Raw genomic sequence first — 15,998 nt, forward strand, 5'->3', positions numbered from 1 at the left:
GAGATACAGAATTTTTTAGAGTGGTGAACCAAGATTCAACAACTTAATAGGATATAAAATTGACAGGCAGAAAAAACACGTAAAATTTGTAAGGGCAGGAAGGAAAACAAGCCCTGTTTTTGAACAGAGCTTGTTGAATTGGGCACTATATAATGAGCATTATTGAGCCCAAAATAACTATTTGGCTTCGATATGATCAATCATCAGCTGCAACGATTGGTTGCCGCGAAATTCGTTGATATCGAGCTTAAATGCAAGATGAACGGTTTTCACCGAGGCATCAGGCCAGCGACGTAGGTCGACGTTAAAGGCAATACCATCAATCATCACATTGGTAGGGTGACCTTTGTAGAGCGGCTCGAGCATCAGCTTAAGGTGTTTTTCACCCACCAGCTTTTGGTGCAGAACTTTAAACTCACCATCGAAGATTGGCTCGGGGAAAGCTTGTCCCCACGGGCCACCTGAACGCAGTGTTTCAGCGGTGTGCATCGAGAACTCTTCTGGTAATAGCTCACCATCAGACAAGATAATGCCCTTCAGTGCTGTTTCTCCAAGTTCATTCTTCACAACATCATTGAACAACTTGCTGAAGCGTTCAAAGTCCTTTTCCATGATGGTTAAGCCAGCCGCCATTGCGTGGCCACCAAACTTAAGAATCAAGCCTGGATTTTGTGTATCAATTCGGTCCAATGCATCACGCATGTGCAGACCCGGAATTGAACGACATGAACCTTTGATACTGCCTTCGCCGCCATCTGCAAACGCAATCACTGGGCGGTGGTATTTGTCTTTGATACGCGAAGCCAAGATACCAATCACACCTTGGTGCCAATCACGTTGGAACAGGGCTAAGCCAGAAGGTAGGTCGTCTTTACCAAATTCAAGGCGCTCACAAAAAGCCATCGCTTCTTGCTTCATTCCCTCTTCGATCTCTTTACGTGTTTGGTTCAAACCATCCAGTTCACTTGCCATTCGACGAGCCGCATGGATGTTGTTGCTCATTAGCAGCTCAACACCAAAAGACATGTCGTCTAATCGACCCGCAGCATTGATACGAGGGCCAAGAGCAAAGCCAAAGTCAGATGCCACCAAACGTTTAGCGTCTCGCTTAGCAATTTCGATCAAGGCTTGAATGCCCGGACGAGCTTTACCCGCACGAATGCGTTGCAAACCTTGATGGACCAAGATTCGATTGTTTTCATCGAGTGGAACCACGTCGGCAACCGTACCCAGCGCCACAAGGTCAATCAGTTCCATCAACTTAGGTTCTGTCATGCCGCGCTCTGCAAACCAACCCAACTTACGCATGTGAACACACAGTGCCATCATCAGATAGAAAGCCACACCTACACCCGCTAAGGCTTTCGAAGGAAAAGCACAACTCTCAAGGTTTGGGTTAACCATCGCATCGACCATTGGCAGTTCATTGCCCGGCAAGTGATGATCGGTAACCAGAACCTCTAGCCCCTTCTCTTTAGCAAAGCGAACACCTTCAATTGAAGATACACCGTTGTCGACCGTCATGATCACTTCAGCACCAAGCTCGATTGCCTGTTCGACAACCTCCGGGCTCAAGCCATAACCATCTTCAAAACGGTTTGGTACTAGATAATCGACGTTAGAGCTACCGAGCATACGTAACGCTAAAACAGACAGCGCCGAACTGGTCGCGCCATCGGCATCAAAATCACCAACAATGATGATGCGTTTTTGCTGCTGAATCGCTTTGAACAACAACTCAACCGCAGCATCAATGCCGCCCAATTTTTGATAAGAGTGCAAGCCTTTCGCTGCTGTCTCTAGTTGGTCGGCACTGTCGATTCCACGACTCACATAAATGCGCTTTAACAAGTCAGGTAAGTGGGCAGGTAAGACTGAAATGTCGACCTCAGGACGGCGTTGGATCTCTATCATATAAAAATGGGCCCGATATCAATCAGGCCACTCCTTAAATCAAAAACATGGGGGATAAATTGGCAATACAGAAACGAAATTATTGCTCTAAACGTTGAAGAAGTTGCGCTGGCGGTAAGTAACCACTCACCAACTCACCACTTGCTAGCACGATAGCCGGTGTGCCATTGATGCCAAGCTCACGACCCAATTGGTACTGTTTAGCAATGATCTGCTTTTGCTCTGCTAGGTCTTTACCAGACGCTGGCATTTGACGGTTTACTTTAGCGTCATGCATCGCTGTTTTTGGATCATCTGAAGCCCAGATTGCCGCCATTTGATCGGCAACTTGCCCTGTCGCACCTTGACGTGGGTAAGCCATGTAACGAACAGTGATACCCAGATCGTTGTAGCCTTGCATTTGGCTGTGCAGACGAACACAGTAGCCACACGTAATGTCAGTAAATACCGTCACAACATACTTTTCGTTATCGGCTTTGTATTCGATAACCGTATCCGACATCGCTGCGACTTTTTCAGCATTCAGCGGAGCTTGACGCTCAGCCAAAACATCACTGAACTTTCCGTTTTCATCCAAAGAGTAAAGTGTACCGGCTAGAAAGTGATCGCCCTCTGGGGAAGAAAAGATAATGCCGCTGTTGGTTTGAACTTCTAACAGACCATCGATATCCGAAGGAACAATCTTATCGACCTTAATACCGATTTTTTCAAAACGCTTAGTTAACGCAGCTGTATCAATAGCTTGAGCTGGAGCAGCTTCTACGGCTGTTGATGTTGTTTCTACTTTCGCTTCTGATGCATTACATGCAGTAATCATAAGAGGAAGCGCTAGTAGAGGAAGACGGCGTAATACGCTCATTAAGTTCACCTTAAAAATAAATGGATTTAAGCACGTGGGTGATGCTGCGCGTGAATTTGCTTCAGCCTTTCAGTCGCCACGTGAGTATAAATTTGGGTTGTCGATAAGTCACTATGCCCAAGTAACATCTGTACGACCCTGAGATCTGCGCCATAGTTCAGTAAATGCGTCGCAAAAGCGTGTCTCAATACGTGGGGTGACAACAATTCTGTGTCGATCCCAGCGACTACCGAGTAGTGCTTGATACGATACCAGAACGTCTGACGGGTCATTTGCTTGGCGCGTTTACTCGGGAAAACCACATCAGAACTGTTTTCGCCAAGTAAATGTGGACGACCTTGTTCAATAAAAGTCTCTATCCAATCCACTGCATTTTCGCCCATGGGTACTAAGCGCTCTTTGCCACCCTTACCAATAACACGCACCACGCCTTGTCTTAGGCTGATGTTTTCCATCGTCAAGCTAACCAGCTCTGTCACACGCAAACCGGTTGCATAGAGTAACTCAAGCATCGCCTTATCGCGAAGCTCAATCGGATCGTTCGGATCTGGCGCATCGAGCAAAGCATCAACCTGCTCTTCGCTCAAATCTTTCGGCAAGCGTTGTGGCAGCTTCGGGCTGATCAACAAGGCACTTGGATCATCGCCTCTGATTTTCTCGCGGTGTAAGTATTGGAACAAGCGACGAATCGCCGACAACATACGGGCACGAGAGGTCTGCTTAAAATCGGCGTCGGCTAACCAGCCTTGATAATCCTGTAAACCTGAAAGGCTAATGAAGTCGAGGCGGTAATTGTTCTTTTCCATCCACGCTAATAACTTGGATAAATCGGTACGGTACGAGACAAGCGTATTCTCCGATAATCCTCGCTCCATCCACATAGCATCTAAAAACTGCTCAACGAGACCGTGGTCTGCGCTCTGCCCTTGAGGCGACTGCATAGTGTTACTCACAATATTGGAAACTGTTTTGAGAGTATGCCAGAGCAAATATGAATGCCATAAAAATTACGACTTGAGCGGATAATCGCTGCAATCGAAGTCGATTTATGGTTAGAATTCGCCATCTGAAATTAAAATCGAACGTTTGCTATGAAAATTGGATTATTTTACGGCTCAACCACCTGCTACACAGAAATGGCAGCAGAGAAAATTCGCGGCATTATTGGTGAAGACCTAGTTGATATCCATAACGTGAAAGAAACCCCTCTTTCATTGATGGCGGACTACGACCTTTTATTGCTAGGCATCTCAACTTGGGACTTCGGTGAAATCCAAGAAGATTGGAATGAACTGTGGGAAGACATCGCAACCACGCCAATGAAAGGCAAGGTTGTGGCTCTGTTTGGTTTAGGTGACCAAGAAGGCTACGGCGAATGGTTCCTAGATGCGATGGGTCTATTGCATGATGAACTGAAAACCGCGGGTGCAGAGTTTGTTGGCTTCTGGCCAAACGATGATAGCTACGAGTTCGAAGCGTCTAAAGCGTTAACGGAAGACAAATCTCAATTCGTTGGTTTGGCGCTTGATGAAGATTCACAATACGAGCTTAGCGACGACCGTATCGCAAGCTGGGTTGAGCAAGTACTGGTTGAGTACAGCGAAAAGCTATAACCAAACAGAAATGCCCCGGCTGAGTAGCTAAGTAGCGGAATATAAAAAGACCACAGAATACAAAAAGGCCTCATTACTGCGAAGTAATGAGGCCTTTTCTATTTCATCTCGAAGGACAATCGAATCTCAACGGAAGATTAAACAGTCTCTTCAGCCATCTCTTGTTCTGTTGATTTACCAACGAAGAACATACAGATGATTGCAGCCGTTGTTGGAAGCAACCAACCCATACCGATCTCAAACAGTGGCAGCATCTTAAGTGCAGACACGTCTACACCCGCTACTTTAGCGCCATCAATAAGAGCAAACAGCAGTGACACTAATACCACTACGCGGTAAGCCGCTTTTGGATTAGGGAAACGGCTACGCAAGAATGTCAGAGCAACCAACGCGATAGCGACTGGGTACAGTGCAAACAGTACTGGAACAGACAGAGAAATCAGTTGAGAAAGGCCAACGTTCGCAACAGTTGCACAAGCCACACCGTTGATGATTACCCAAGTCTTGTAAGACAGAGGCGTTAGCGAGCTGAAGTAATCAGAACATGCTGATACAAGGCCAATCGCCGTAGTTAGACACGCTAATAGTACGATCACAGAAAGCACTAGCTGACCAGAAGGACCAAACAACGATTGAACGTATAGGCTTAAGATAGCGCCGCCATTGTCTGCACCCGCTGCGACTGTTGCACTTGTTGCGCCTAGGAAGAATAGAGAGATGTAAACAAACGCTAGACCCGCTGCGGCAATACAACCCGCGCTAATTAGGTACTTAGTCGTCGCTGCACGGTCAGTAATGCCCTTGCTACGAATCGCATCAACAATCAGCATACCAAACATCAAAGAAGCAAAAGTATCCATGGTGTTGTAGCCTTCAAGGAAACCTTTGGTCAGTGGTTGAGTGATGTACTCACCGTGAGCCGCAAGAATATCGCCTTGAGGGTTAACGAATACAGCAATCGCCAGCACAACCAAACCAACGAACAGTGCAGGTGTTAGCACCTTACCAATGACGTCAATAAGCTTACCTTGCGACCATGAGAAGAACATCGCTACTACAAAAAATGCAATCGAAAAGAGAGTTAGGTGAGCTTGAGAGGCATCGATGAAGAACGGTTTCACCGCCATCTCATAGGCAACAAGGCCGGTACGCGGTGCAGCAAATGCAGGACCGATAATGATAAAGATCAGCACAGCCATGATGGTTGCAGCTTTCTTAGGAAGATCTTTAGTTAAGTGACCCCAAGAGCCACCAGCCACTGCGACCGCGACGATAGTGATTAACGGCAGACCAACGGCAGTCAGCAGAAAACCAGACATCGCTGGAAGGAAGTGGTCACCGGCTAATTGGCCAGCTAGAGGTGGGAAGATGATGTTACCCGCACCCAAGAAAAACGCAAAAAGCATAAAGCCCAATGCCATTATATCTGTTAGTTTTAGACTCTGTTTCACAGATAATCCTTAATTATATTTATGAATTTATGTTGTGCTTACATGAATGTTACAGCTCAAAGCTGCCAATCAATCTATAAAATAGTCGCGCATAATGACGAAACAACTGGCTAGCTGCAAGTCACCACACAAAAACACCATATAAATTTGCATATGAGAACAAAAAGCAGTGGATTACACTAGCTATAGAAAAATAGCCACAATTATAAACTAACCATAATTCACAACAATAGTTCCTCAATCAGAACATTGATTCATACAAGCGATTAACATCAGAGCTAATCACTTAAAATATCTCGATACTCAGAACATTAATGAAAGACAAAACAGTGCAAACTAAAAGCTTCAATTTTAAGCAATTCTCAATTTACGGCGGGAAAAGCGGTATGCCAGTCAGTACCGATGGCGTATTACTTGGCGCGTGGGTAAGCCTGCCACAAAGATCATGTGTACTCGATATTGGAACCGGAACAGGTCTGCTGGCTTTGATGGCTGCGCAGCGTTTTGAAGATGCTTCAATCTCTGCGATAGATATTGATCAACACGCTATTGATGCTGCCACTGTCAATATTGAGCAGTCGCCTTGGCAAAATCGTATCTCCCTTGATCACGGCAGCGTGTTAACAGCCGACTTTCCACAAAGGTTTGATGCGATCATCTGTAACCCGCCCTACTTCAACTCTGGAGAACAGGCGCAGCAAAGCCAAAGAGCCACCGCCAGGCACACCGACAGCTTAGATCACCTAGCGCTTGCCCAGCGTTGTTTCGAGATAACAACCGACGCCGCGACTGCCAGTTTCATCCTACCGACGCCTGAGGGGGAAGGTTTTATCAAGCTTGCCGAGCAATGTGGTTGGTATCTAGCAAAACGCATTGATGTGAAAACAACAGATAAAAAGCCGGCTAGCCGAATTCTATTTGAGTTATCTAAAGATCCTGCTTGCGAGCAAGATTTGCAGCGCGAATCGCTTACAATTCACCATCAGGGTGGTTATAGCGAAGCATTTATTGCGCTCACTAAAGATTTTTATCTCAAGATGTAGCAAATACCATGTGATCCTAATCACTAATGCTTCTATAATGTCCGACTACTCTTTTTTATCGTCTGCTTTTTGAGGCAGAAACATTTATTGCTTGTGGAGAAACAACAGTGATCAGAACCTTTGCAGAACTCGATCTAAACCAAGAGCTGCTTAAAGCAATTGACGAAATGGGCTACGAACGTCCAACACAGATACAAGCTGAAGCAATCCCACAAGCGTTAGATGGAAGAGACGTTTTGGCTTCTGCGCCAACAGGTACTGGTAAAACAGCATCATTTGTATTGCCAGCACTGCAATACCTACTGGATTTCCCACGTAAGAAATCTGGCCCTGCGCGTATGCTTATTCTGACGCCAACGCGTGAGCTAGCAATGCAGATCACCGAACAAGCACGTGAGCTTGCTAAATACACCAGCCTAAATATCTTCACGATCACGGGCGGTGTGATGTACCAAGAGCACGCAGATATCTTAAGTACAACTCAAGATATCGTAGTAGCAACACCTGGCCGTTTGATGGAATACATTGAAGGCGAGCGTTTTGACTGTCGTGCGATTGAATGGCTGGTTCTAGATGAAGCCGACCGTATGCTAGACATGGGCTTTGGCCCTGTTGTTGACCGTCTGTCTGCAGAGTGTCGCTGGCGTAAACAAACTTTACTGTTCTCAGCAACGCTAGAAGGTAAAGGTATTGAAGGTTTCACTGAAGATCTACTGAAAAACCCAGCGGAGATCGATGCGAAATCATCACTTCGTGAGCGTAAGAAGATCACTCAGTGGTACCACCGTGCAGACACAGCAGAGCACAAGCTGAACATCCTAAAGCACGTCATCACAGAGCAAGCTGAGCGCAGCATCGTGTTCTTGAAGACGCGTGATCGTCTAGGTGATCTACGAGCTCAACTTGAAAGCGCGCAAATCCCATGTGCATGGATCCAAGGTGAAATGCCTCAAGATCGTCGTAACAACGCAATTGCTCGTTTCCGTGACGGTTCTGTAAACGTACTACTAGCGACTGACGTTGCTGCTCGTGGTATCGACCTTCCAGACGTAAGCCACGTAATCAACTACGACATGCCACGTACGGCTGACGTATACCTACACCGTATTGGCCGTACTGCTCGTGCTGGTAAAAAAGGTAACGCGGTTTCTATCATTGAAGCGCACGATCAACTAATGATTGAGCGTGTGGCTCGTTACACAGACGAACCAATCAAAGAACGCTTCATCGAAGGCATGCGCCCTACGCATAAGAAAGCGGCCGTGACTAAGAAGAAGAAGCCAAAGAAAGAAGATAAGAAAGCGGTAGAGAAACAAAAAATCGCGAAGAAGAAAAAAATCGCCAAGAAAAAGAAAGCAGCAAAGAAGAAGTAATCTAACAGCTTCAACGATTCAATAAAAAAGCCCCATGCAGTTCGCTGCATGGGGCTTTTCTCTATCTGGTCTGTTATCAGGCTAAAACCGAGAGTAACTCATTAGCCAAGGACTACTAGTTTTGCTCTTCGCGCTTAAAGACAAGCTCTTTCGCGTTCGACTCTTCTTCAACGAAGTAGTAACCCGCCGTATCAAACTGGGTCAGCGCCTCAACCGAGTCGATCTTGTTCTCGATGATGTAGCGAGCCATCATGCCACGCGCTTTCTTCGCGTAGAAACTGATCACCTTGTACTGACCGTTCTTGCAGTCTTTGAATACAGGGGTAATCACTTGGCCATCCAAGTTCTTCGGCTTCACGGCTTTAAAGTATTCGTTCGATGCTAGGTTGATCAACACGTTGTCGCCTTGAGCATTTAATGCTTCATTCAGCTTGTCTGTGATGATGTTGCCCCAGAATTGGTACAAGTTAGTACCACGAGCATTCGCCAAGCGTGTCCCCATCTCTAGGCGGTACGGCTGCATCAAATCTAATGGCTTAAGCAAGCCATATAACCCAGAAAGCATACGTAGGTGGTTTTGTGCGTAGTCAAAATCTTCATCCGATAGTGTTTCAGCGTCTAGACCTGTATATACATCGCCCTTAAAAGCTAGGATTGCTTGGCGTGCGTTGTCTTGGGTAAAGGTCTCGCTCCACTGCTCAAATCGCGCTACGTTCAACCCTGCGATCTTATCGCTGACTTTCATCAGTGCAGAAATATCTACTGGCGTCAGTTTGCGGCACTCTTCAATCAGCTCAGCAGAGTGTTCAACAAACTCAGGCTGACTAAAGCGTTCCGTCGCTAATGGTGATTCGTAATCAAGTGTTTTGGCTGGAGAAACGACAACTAACATAACTTTACCCTAATCGGTTATCTAACTGGATGCTGCTAGAGTATAGAAAAAACATCAACTTGTCTTTATGACTCTTCCTATTACTTCGATAGGGAGAATGAGCTTCAATAGACAGAATGAGACAAATGACAGGCAAAGAAAAAGGCTAAGGTCGAAACCTTAGCCTTTCTAATCACTTTAGGATGAGCCGTTTATCGCTCCAACAAGATTACTTCTTGTTGTTGTCCCAAATACCGTCTTCCAGCTGAGACTTAAGCTCTGGGAAGTCATTCGAATCGAATGTTGGTACTTTACCCGCGTCTAGTTGGCGGTTGTAATCTTTCGCTAGCTTAATCACGATGCCTGATAGCAGAATAATCGCCACCAAGTTAACAATCGCCATTAGGCCCATCGATACGTCAGCCAGTGCCCATACCGTTGGTAACGTCGCTAGAGAACCGAACATAACCATACCCAGTACAACAATACGGAACAGCACTAGGCCTTTCTTGTTGTTGTGCTCTAGGAAGATAAGGTTCGTTTCAGCGTACGAGTAGTTTGCAATGATTGAAGTGAAAGCGAAGAAGAAAATCGCTACCGCTACAAAGATGCCGCCCCATTCGCCAACTTGTGCTGTTAGTGCACGTTGCGTTAGTTCGATACCCGTTACTTCACCGTGTGGTACATACTCACCAGACATCAGGATGATTGCGACTGTTGCTGAACAGATAACAATGGTATCCATGAACACGCCTAGCATTTGCACGTAACCTTGCGATGCTGGGTGCGGTGGGTAAGGCGTAGCAGAAGCTGCTGCGTTTGGCGCAGAACCCATACCCGCTTCGTTCGAGAACAAACCACGTTTGATGCCGTTAATCATCGCTTGTGCGATTGCGTAACCTAGGCCACCCGCTGCTGCTTCTTGCAGACCGAATGCACTCTTGAAGATAAGAGCCAGTACTTCAGGCACTTTCTCGATGTTCGCGAACATTACGTACATAGCAATCGCTAGGTAAGCCAATGCCATGATTGGAACGATGATTTCTGCTGTACGTGCAATCTTACGGATACCACCGAAGATAACGAATGCAGAGATGATTACGATACCAACACCAACGTAGCTACGCTCAAGGTCGAATGCTGTGTTCATTGCGCTTGCAATCGCGTTCGCTTGAACCGCGTTGAATACAAGACCAAATGCAATGATTAGGAAGATAGAGAATAGAACCCCCATCCAACGCATGCCTAGGCCTTTCTCCATGTAGTATGCAGGGCCGCCGCGGTAGTTACCGTCGTTATCACGCGTTTTGTATAGCTGTGCCAGTGTGCTTTCTGCAAACGATGTTGCCATACCTAGCATTGCGATTAGCCACATCCAGAAGATAGCACCAGGGCCACCAGCGGTTAGTGCTACTGCAACACCTGCCATGTTACCCGTACCAACACGAGCAGCGAGACTAGTACAAAGAGCTTGGAAAGAAGAGATACCAGCACTGTCTGCTTTACGGCTGTTTCTAAGAACAGAGAACATGTGGCCGAAATGGCGGAATTGAATGAAGCCTAGTCGTACAGTGAAGTAGATACCCACACCAACCAGTAAGTAAACTAAGATAGATCCCCAAAGGAGATCGTTCATCAAATTGATTAAGTCTGTCACGTGAACCTCGTAATTGAGTTTAAGCACCGATCATGCTTCCTAGCCTTCCTCTTAATCGCCTATGCCTCTGTCAATGTTGTGTCGGCACTCTTGTTATATTCTTGCGGCGATTGAGACTGTAAATGTCGCTTCATGCATCCATTTTACGTATCAGTGTATTTTTTGACGGGCGGATAATGCAGCGAGACGGCCTAAAAATCAATATGCAAATGCACTTATATTAAAGTGACATTTCACTAATAACACACCTTTTGTTAACACAACTTTCAACAATGCAGCCTAATAAAAGTCACATTATCGGGACATAATATCAACAACAGCCACGGCACTACCCCAACAAGAACATCATCCTATAAAAATGACGTCAGCCTAGGTTTTACAAGGTATAGTGAAGATCTTCGTTTTTTTCTAGGCCAATGAGATCGCTATACCGCATGGCACCATGTGCACTTCAATGCATTGTAGCCAAAACGCTATTCCATTCGCACAATGAATTAACATTCAATAACCCCCAATTTAATCGTTTACTTAAGTTGTTTGCTTGTTTTTTATACATAATAATTCTCACAATGTGTGAGCATGCATAAGAAAATAGAACAAAAGCTTCATGGATTTGAAACAAATGAGAAACAAATCAAAGTTATTGTGAACCTAAATATGATATTTATTGGTTCGTAAGAACTAGTCCCACGGAAGGAGATATGGCTTATGGATAGCTTTCAATTCGATGAAGTATCAGAACTAGAAATGCCTCGTGTAACTCAAAAATCACGCTCGAAACCACTCAAGCGTAAGTGGCGTGAAATCGAAGCCATCAACGATCGTAGGCAGCTTGAGAAAGAGCTGAGAGAGATGAATCTAGGTCTTGATTTTAGCCTTGACGATATAAAGCTTTAATCAGCACGATAAGAAATCAGATAGCAAAAGGCACCTATATAGGTGCCTTTTTATTTTTCGAGGTAGTTAATCCGCTCAAAGCGCCATTTGGAAACCAACCCTCTAATATAGAGGACACCTAAAAATAGGGGCGTTTCAACATTAAAACAGACTAAACGCACTCTTGTTCATTTTGTCGAACCCGAGCCGCGAGTTGACGATATTGATCGGCGATGGTCTCTCCAAAGACAGGGTCATCTTCCGGTTGAAGCCATTGAGACTCCACTTCTTGCCAATCTTTCACCGTGAACGCCTCAACAATCATGGGTAACACATGCTTCTCTTCATATTCCATGTGTTTTCGCTGGGCCTTAACAAACGCTTCAAGTTGCTCAATAAAAACTTGTTGAGGGACCACCGCATCTTGAAGGATCATATCGAGCAAACCTAAAAAGTCTGCCGTTTTCTCAGAAAGCAATTGATGCTCTAGTTCCAAGTCTTCAATCGCTTGCTCGCTGCCATATTGCTTAAGATAGTAGCGATAAATGACGTCTTCTTTAGGGTGATGCACTTTGTCTGAATGGTTCATCAAGTAATGAACCACCTCTGCGATCAGGCTATAGTTTATTTCTCGCTCCTGTTTCAGAAACTCTAACTTACTGTTGAGTATCGCGAGTAAACGAGCCATATAGCCATGCTCTCGTCTTATCCTTTCAATCATCATAGTATTGCACTCCATTACACCTACTATTTATAAGTGTATACGAATATGCTGATTTATGATTTGACCCTGCTCAGAAAACCACCAACCTACACTTCTGTTGGTAAACGCCAGTCAATAGGTTGTTGATCCATAGAAGAAAGCAGCTTGTTGGTTGTAGAGAAGTGCTGACAACCGAAGAAGCCACGGCGTGCCGATAATGGCGATGGGTGAGGTGCAACCAACACATGATGCTTGTCGTCATCAATCGCTTGGCCTTTCTTCTGGGCGTGTGCGCCCCACAACAAAAAGATGATCGGTTCAGAGCGCTGATTGAGCTCAGCAATAATGGCATCGGTAAAGGTTTCCCAGCCACACTTAGCATGTGAGTGTGCTTTTGCCTCTTCTACTGTAAGGACTGTGTTCAACATCAACACCCCTTGCGATGCCCAAGAATCGAGATAACCATGACTAGGAATCTCAAAGCCCTCTATATCTTGTGCAAGCTCTTTGTACATATTGCGTAGAGAAGGTGGGATTTTCACACCAGGAAGCACTGAGAATGCTAAGCCGTGAGCTTGGTTAGCACCGTGATAAGGATCTTGCCCTAAGATAACCACTCGCACGGATTCGAAAGGCGTCATATCAAAGGCACTGAACACCTGATCTTGTGGCGGGTAGACGGTTTTGCCACTATCACGTTGCTGTTCAACAAACGCGAGGACACTCTGAAAGTACTCTTTATCACGTTCATCATTAATAATGGATTCCCAAGTCTTTGGTGCGCTCATCGTTTTACTTCCCAATCATCAAGGTTTCTAGCGGCTTTCGCCAGACAAAAAAATAGCTGTATCGGCTAACTGTCCTAAATAAGGCTCTAGTTATACCTCATACAGCTATCAATAAACATGATGTGTAGGGTTCACTTGTTGATGAATCATAATAATCAGTTCAAGTTGTGTTTATCTCGATTAACCACTTTTCTGCTGTGTACGATGGTGGCCGTGGTTATGCACGTGACGGTTTGGTGTAGGTAAACGGCGTGCGGCAGCAATAGTTGAAGTTTGGGTGATTGAATACATAAAGGCACCTCCTCTAAGACATCGTGAACTACATATTCACTTTAATACTATGAAAGAAAGGTGCCAATTTTTAGAAATAGACGGAAATAAATTTTCCCCTCTATTATTACGCTTCTTCGCTGACTACCGTTGCTGAGCGATGAAATATTCTAAGTTGTTGAATTTCCTCTTTCCAGATGGTCGAATCAATGGTTTCCAAGATAAGAGGGATACCATTAAAGCGAGAATCAGAGGCAATATACTCAAAACAATCCCAGCCAATTTCGCCTTTTCCTAAAGAATGGTGTCGGTCGACTCGGCTCGCGAACTCAGCTTTTGAATCATTGATGTGCATTGCTCTTAGATAGTGCATACCCACGATGCGGTCGAACTCAGCAAAAGTATGCTCACACGCCGCTTTTGTTCGTAAGTCATAGCCAGCAGTAAACGTATGGCAGGTGTCTAAGCACACACCAACACGTGACTTATCTTCTACCTGTTCGATAATCTCTGCTAGATGTTCAAACTTCCAACCCAGATTAGTGCCCTGCCCAGACGTATTCTCGATCACTGCGATTACTTCAGGTACCGCTTGATGAGCTAGGTTGATCGATTCAGCGATCTTCGCCAAACATTCGCTTTCTGAGATTTTCTTTAAATGACTCCCAGGATGAAAATTCAAGAGCGTTAATCCAAGTTGATTACAACGCTCCATTTCATCAATAAAAGCCGCACGTGATTTCTCTAGCTTCTCTTCTTCTGGCGCTCCTAGGTTAATCAGGTAGGAGTCATGAGGAAGAATGTGCTCAGCACCGAAGCCCAACATTTTGCAATTGGCTTTAAAGGCACTAATGGTTTTCGCTTCTAGCGGTTTTGCCGCCCACTGCCTCTGGTTCTTGGTAAACAGTGCAAATGCATTAGCACCGATTTCACGTGCACGCATAGGCGCTTGATCAACACCACCAGCAGCCGACACATGAGCGCCAATAAACTTAATATTTGTTTCCGGTTTTGAGGATGAATTATTGTTTGTCATTAAATCACTTTACACTTTCAGAATGCTTAATAAATAAAGGGTCGTATCGGTTGCAGTTCAATAAAAACACAACAAATGTAGTAAACTTACAACAAATACGACTGTTAAATATTTTTTATACTTTAAAATATTTTGTAATTACTTTGTTTTCAAAGGTTTTATTGATTTACCTCAATATAATCACCTTTGTAAAAATATGGTTTTTGGTTGTTTTTTGACTTAAATCAATGTTAACCTTACTAATATTAGGTATATATTACCCAGCTCAATAAAAATCGAAAGTTAACACCATAATCAAACCACATTCAGTGGACTAGGAGATAGTTATGATCCAAGGTATTCAAATTACTAAAGCAGCAAACGATGACCTACTAAACTCAATCTGGCTACTAGATAGCGAGAAGAATGAAGCTCGTTGTGTTGTTGCTACTGCAGGTTTCGAAGCTGACCAAGTTATCTCAGCTGCAGACCTAGGCGAGTACGAAAGCCGTGAAGTTGCAATCGAAGCAGCACCACGCATCGAAGGTGGCCAACACCTAAACGTTAACGTTCTTAAGCGTGAAACGCTAGAAGACGCAGTTGCTCACCCAGAGAACTACCCACAGCTAACTATCCGTGTATCGGGTTACGCTGTACGTTTCAACTCTCTAACAACTGAACAGCAACGTGACGTTATCGCACGTACGTTCACTGAGTCTCTATAATCTCAGTAAACTAGAGTGTTAAAGATTTAAAAAGCTTGGTCAGAAATGGCCAAGCTTTTTTAGTTTTTGTCCTAGCAACTTCTTATCGTTTATTGTTCCAACTCGAACCCACTCACCTAAAATCAAACAAGCACTGTCACCGTTCAAATCTGGTTATGGCGCGTTTCGTTGAGAAGGATCTTTAGTAAAGGCTTTCGCCAGAGCCGTAGGATCAACATTGTCTCTTTGCAACGCAGCACCTTGTGCCCACCACATCAACTGATGGAATGTTCGATTCATGTATTCATCCCATTGTGCTTGCTCAGACTCTTGAACAACACCGCCCTCTTCATCAAACACTTCTTGCGCTTTCGGCAGATGAATCATCGCAGAAACAGGCAAGCAACCTAGCTCTGACAAGAAGGTTCTCATTGAAACGGATGCTCTTGCCCCGCCCCACTGACCGGCAGAATAGGTCACAATCGCACTCGGTTTATATGAAAATAGCGAGCTACCAAAGTGATTGAGAATATTAGCTAGCGCTGGGCTCATCGAATGATTGTATTCCGGGCTAACCATCACATAGCCATCAGCCTTAGCGATCTTGTCGGCTAACTCCGCTAAATGCGCGGGTACTTTTGAACGATGATACGAAAACTCAGGCTTGAACACATCGCCAAAGTCATAATTCAATGGGTCGATAATCTCAACCGTATGCTCTGAATGTTGGTTCGCAAGCAGCTTTTCACACGCCTTGCTGACTCTCATCCCTAATCGCGCAGGTCTTGGCGGTGTGCTCTCACGTACAGAGCCAAGAAAAATCAAAAAATTCATATTATCCCTTTCCGTTTTGATCGGGTT

At 44.9% G+C, this 15,998-nt stretch carries 15 protein-coding genes; 5 read left to right on the forward strand and 10 right to left on the reverse strand.

Annotated features, from left to right (window positions below):
- Positions 1-177: 177 nt before the first annotated feature.
- The 3 genes from recJ to xerD all read right to left on the reverse strand — a co-directional run bounded on the left by recJ (position 178) and on the right by xerD (position 3,714).
- Positions 178-1,914, reverse strand: a complete 1,737-nt coding sequence (gene recJ / locus AB4484_RS00425; protein ID WP_017059329.1) for a single-stranded-DNA-specific exonuclease RecJ — start codon at positions 1,912-1,914, stop codon at positions 178-180.
- 79 nt (positions 1,915-1,993) lie between these two features.
- Positions 1,994-2,773 (reverse strand): thioredoxin fold domain-containing protein, encoded by a 780-nt coding sequence (locus AB4484_RS00430; RefSeq protein ID WP_017062874.1) that lies wholly within the window; start codon positions 2,771-2,773, stop codon positions 1,994-1,996.
- A gap of 26 nt (positions 2,774-2,799) precedes the next feature.
- On the reverse strand, positions 2,800-3,714 hold the full coding sequence (gene xerD, locus AB4484_RS00435) for a site-specific tyrosine recombinase XerD (protein ID WP_017059327.1): 915 nt from the start codon (positions 3,712-3,714) through the stop codon (positions 2,800-2,802).
- 150 nt (positions 3,715-3,864) lie between these two features.
- On the opposite strand from xerD, the gene fldB reads away from it, so the two are divergent.
- The gene (gene fldB / locus AB4484_RS00440) at positions 3,865-4,386 is read left to right on the forward strand and encodes a flavodoxin FldB (RefSeq protein ID WP_048606779.1); all 522 of its coding nucleotides are present in this window, start codon (positions 3,865-3,867) and stop codon (positions 4,384-4,386) included.
- A 137-nt stretch (positions 4,387-4,523) separates the two neighbouring features.
- On the opposite strand, the gene brnQ is transcribed toward fldB, so the two are convergent.
- On the reverse strand, positions 4,524-5,837 hold the full coding sequence (brnQ, locus tag AB4484_RS00445; RefSeq protein WP_019820574.1) for a branched-chain amino acid transport system II carrier protein: 1,314 nt from the start codon (positions 5,835-5,837) through the stop codon (positions 4,524-4,526).
- Positions 5,838-6,151: 314 nt separating this feature from the next.
- On the opposite strand from brnQ, the gene AB4484_RS00450 reads away from it, so the two are divergent.
- Positions 6,152-6,880: a tRNA1(Val) (adenine(37)-N6)-methyltransferase gene (locus AB4484_RS00450; RefSeq protein WP_372075935.1), complete on the forward strand. Its 729-nt coding sequence runs from the start codon at positions 6,152-6,154 to the stop codon at positions 6,878-6,880.
- Between the two features lie 107 nt (positions 6,881-6,987).
- Positions 6,988-8,253 (forward strand): ATP-dependent RNA helicase SrmB, encoded by a 1,266-nt coding sequence (srmB, locus tag AB4484_RS00455; RefSeq protein WP_017059323.1) that lies wholly within the window; start codon positions 6,988-6,990, stop codon positions 8,251-8,253.
- Positions 8,254-8,368: 115 nt separating this feature from the next.
- Here the strand turns inward: srmB and yaaA are convergent, their stop codons facing one another.
- Positions 8,369-9,145, reverse strand: a complete 777-nt coding sequence (gene yaaA / locus AB4484_RS00460) for a peroxide stress protein YaaA (RefSeq protein ID WP_048606773.1) — start codon at positions 9,143-9,145, stop codon at positions 8,369-8,371.
- Positions 9,146-9,353: 208 nt separating this feature from the next.
- Complete coding sequence (locus AB4484_RS00465) at positions 9,354-10,781, reverse strand: sodium:alanine symporter family protein (protein WP_032545312.1); 1,428 nt, start codon at positions 10,779-10,781, stop codon at positions 9,354-9,356.
- Positions 10,782-11,489: 708 nt separating this feature from the next.
- Between AB4484_RS00465 and AB4484_RS00470 the strand changes: the two genes are divergently transcribed.
- Entirely contained in the window at positions 11,490-11,678 is a 189-nt protein-coding gene (locus AB4484_RS00470) for a DUF3545 family protein (RefSeq protein WP_017059319.1), read from the forward strand.
- Positions 11,679-11,829: 151 nt separating this feature from the next.
- On the opposite strand, the gene AB4484_RS00475 is transcribed toward AB4484_RS00470, so the two are convergent.
- From AB4484_RS00475 to nfo, 3 genes are all read right to left on the reverse strand, one after another.
- Positions 11,830-12,381 (reverse strand): hemerythrin domain-containing protein, encoded by a 552-nt coding sequence (locus AB4484_RS00475; protein ID WP_081231013.1) that lies wholly within the window; start codon positions 12,379-12,381, stop codon positions 11,830-11,832.
- Between the two features lie 86 nt (positions 12,382-12,467).
- Positions 12,468-13,148 carry a uracil-DNA glycosylase gene (gene ung, locus AB4484_RS00480; protein ID WP_050651914.1) on the reverse strand — a complete coding sequence of 227 codons (681 nt, stop codon included), beginning with the start codon at positions 13,146-13,148 and terminating at the stop codon, positions 12,468-12,470.
- A 397-nt stretch (positions 13,149-13,545) separates the two neighbouring features.
- Positions 13,546-14,454, reverse strand: coding sequence for a deoxyribonuclease IV (gene nfo, locus AB4484_RS00485; RefSeq protein WP_372075938.1), 909 nt, complete (start codon positions 14,452-14,454; stop codon positions 13,546-13,548).
- 326 nt (positions 14,455-14,780) lie between these two features.
- Here nfo and grcA point away from each other — a divergent pair, with 326 nt between their 5' ends.
- On the forward strand, positions 14,781-15,158 hold the full coding sequence (gene grcA / locus AB4484_RS00490) for an autonomous glycyl radical cofactor GrcA (RefSeq protein WP_017059315.1): 378 nt from the start codon (positions 14,781-14,783) through the stop codon (positions 15,156-15,158).
- A gap of 153 nt (positions 15,159-15,311) precedes the next feature.
- Here grcA and AB4484_RS00495 read toward each other — a convergent pair whose 3' ends face one another.
- Positions 15,312-15,971 carry an NADPH-dependent FMN reductase gene (locus AB4484_RS00495; protein WP_372075940.1) on the reverse strand — a complete coding sequence of 220 codons (660 nt, stop codon included), beginning with the start codon at positions 15,969-15,971 and terminating at the stop codon, positions 15,312-15,314.
- Positions 15,972-15,998: the final 27 nt, after the last annotated feature.

This window comes from Vibrio sp. 10N.261.46.A3, assembly GCF_041472995.1.
Taxonomy (GTDB): Bacteria; Pseudomonadota; Gammaproteobacteria; order Enterobacterales; family Vibrionaceae; genus Vibrio; species Vibrio coralliirubri.

What these genes read in the sequence shown, in the direction of transcription:
- recJ (WP_017059329.1), bottom strand. Translation starts at nt 1,914, where the DNA reads ATGATAGAGATCCAACGCCGTCCTGAGGTCGACATTTCAGTCTTACCT.
- AB4484_RS00430 (WP_017062874.1), bottom strand. Translation starts at nt 2,773, where the DNA reads ATGAGCGTATTACGCCGTCTTCCTCTACTAGCGCTTCCTCTTATGATT.
- xerD (WP_017059327.1), bottom strand. Translation starts at nt 3,714, where the DNA reads ATGCAGTCGCCTCAAGGGCAGAGCGCAGACCACGGTCTCGTTGAGCAG.
- fldB (WP_048606779.1), top strand. Translation starts at nt 3,865, where the DNA reads ATGAAAATTGGATTATTTTACGGCTCAACCACCTGCTACACAGAAATG.
- AB4484_RS00450 (WP_372075935.1), top strand. Translation starts at nt 6,152, where the DNA reads ATGAAAGACAAAACAGTGCAAACTAAAAGCTTCAATTTTAAGCAATTC.
- yaaA (WP_048606773.1), bottom strand. Translation starts at nt 9,145, where the DNA reads ATGTTAGTTGTCGTTTCTCCAGCCAAAACACTTGATTACGAATCACCA.
- AB4484_RS00470 (WP_017059319.1), top strand. Translation starts at nt 11,490, where the DNA reads ATGGATAGCTTTCAATTCGATGAAGTATCAGAACTAGAAATGCCTCGT.
- AB4484_RS00475 (WP_081231013.1), bottom strand. Translation starts at nt 12,381, where the DNA reads ATGATGATTGAAAGGATAAGACGAGAGCATGGCTATATGGCTCGTTTA.
- ung (WP_050651914.1), bottom strand. Translation starts at nt 13,148, where the DNA reads ATGAGCGCACCAAAGACTTGGGAATCCATTATTAATGATGAACGTGAT.
- nfo (WP_372075938.1), bottom strand. Translation starts at nt 14,454, where the DNA reads ATGACAAACAATAATTCATCCTCAAAACCGGAAACAAATATTAAGTTT.
- grcA (WP_017059315.1), top strand. Translation starts at nt 14,781, where the DNA reads ATGATCCAAGGTATTCAAATTACTAAAGCAGCAAACGATGACCTACTA.
- AB4484_RS00495 (WP_372075940.1), bottom strand. Translation starts at nt 15,971, where the DNA reads ATGAATTTTTTGATTTTTCTTGGCTCTGTACGTGAGAGCACACCGCCA.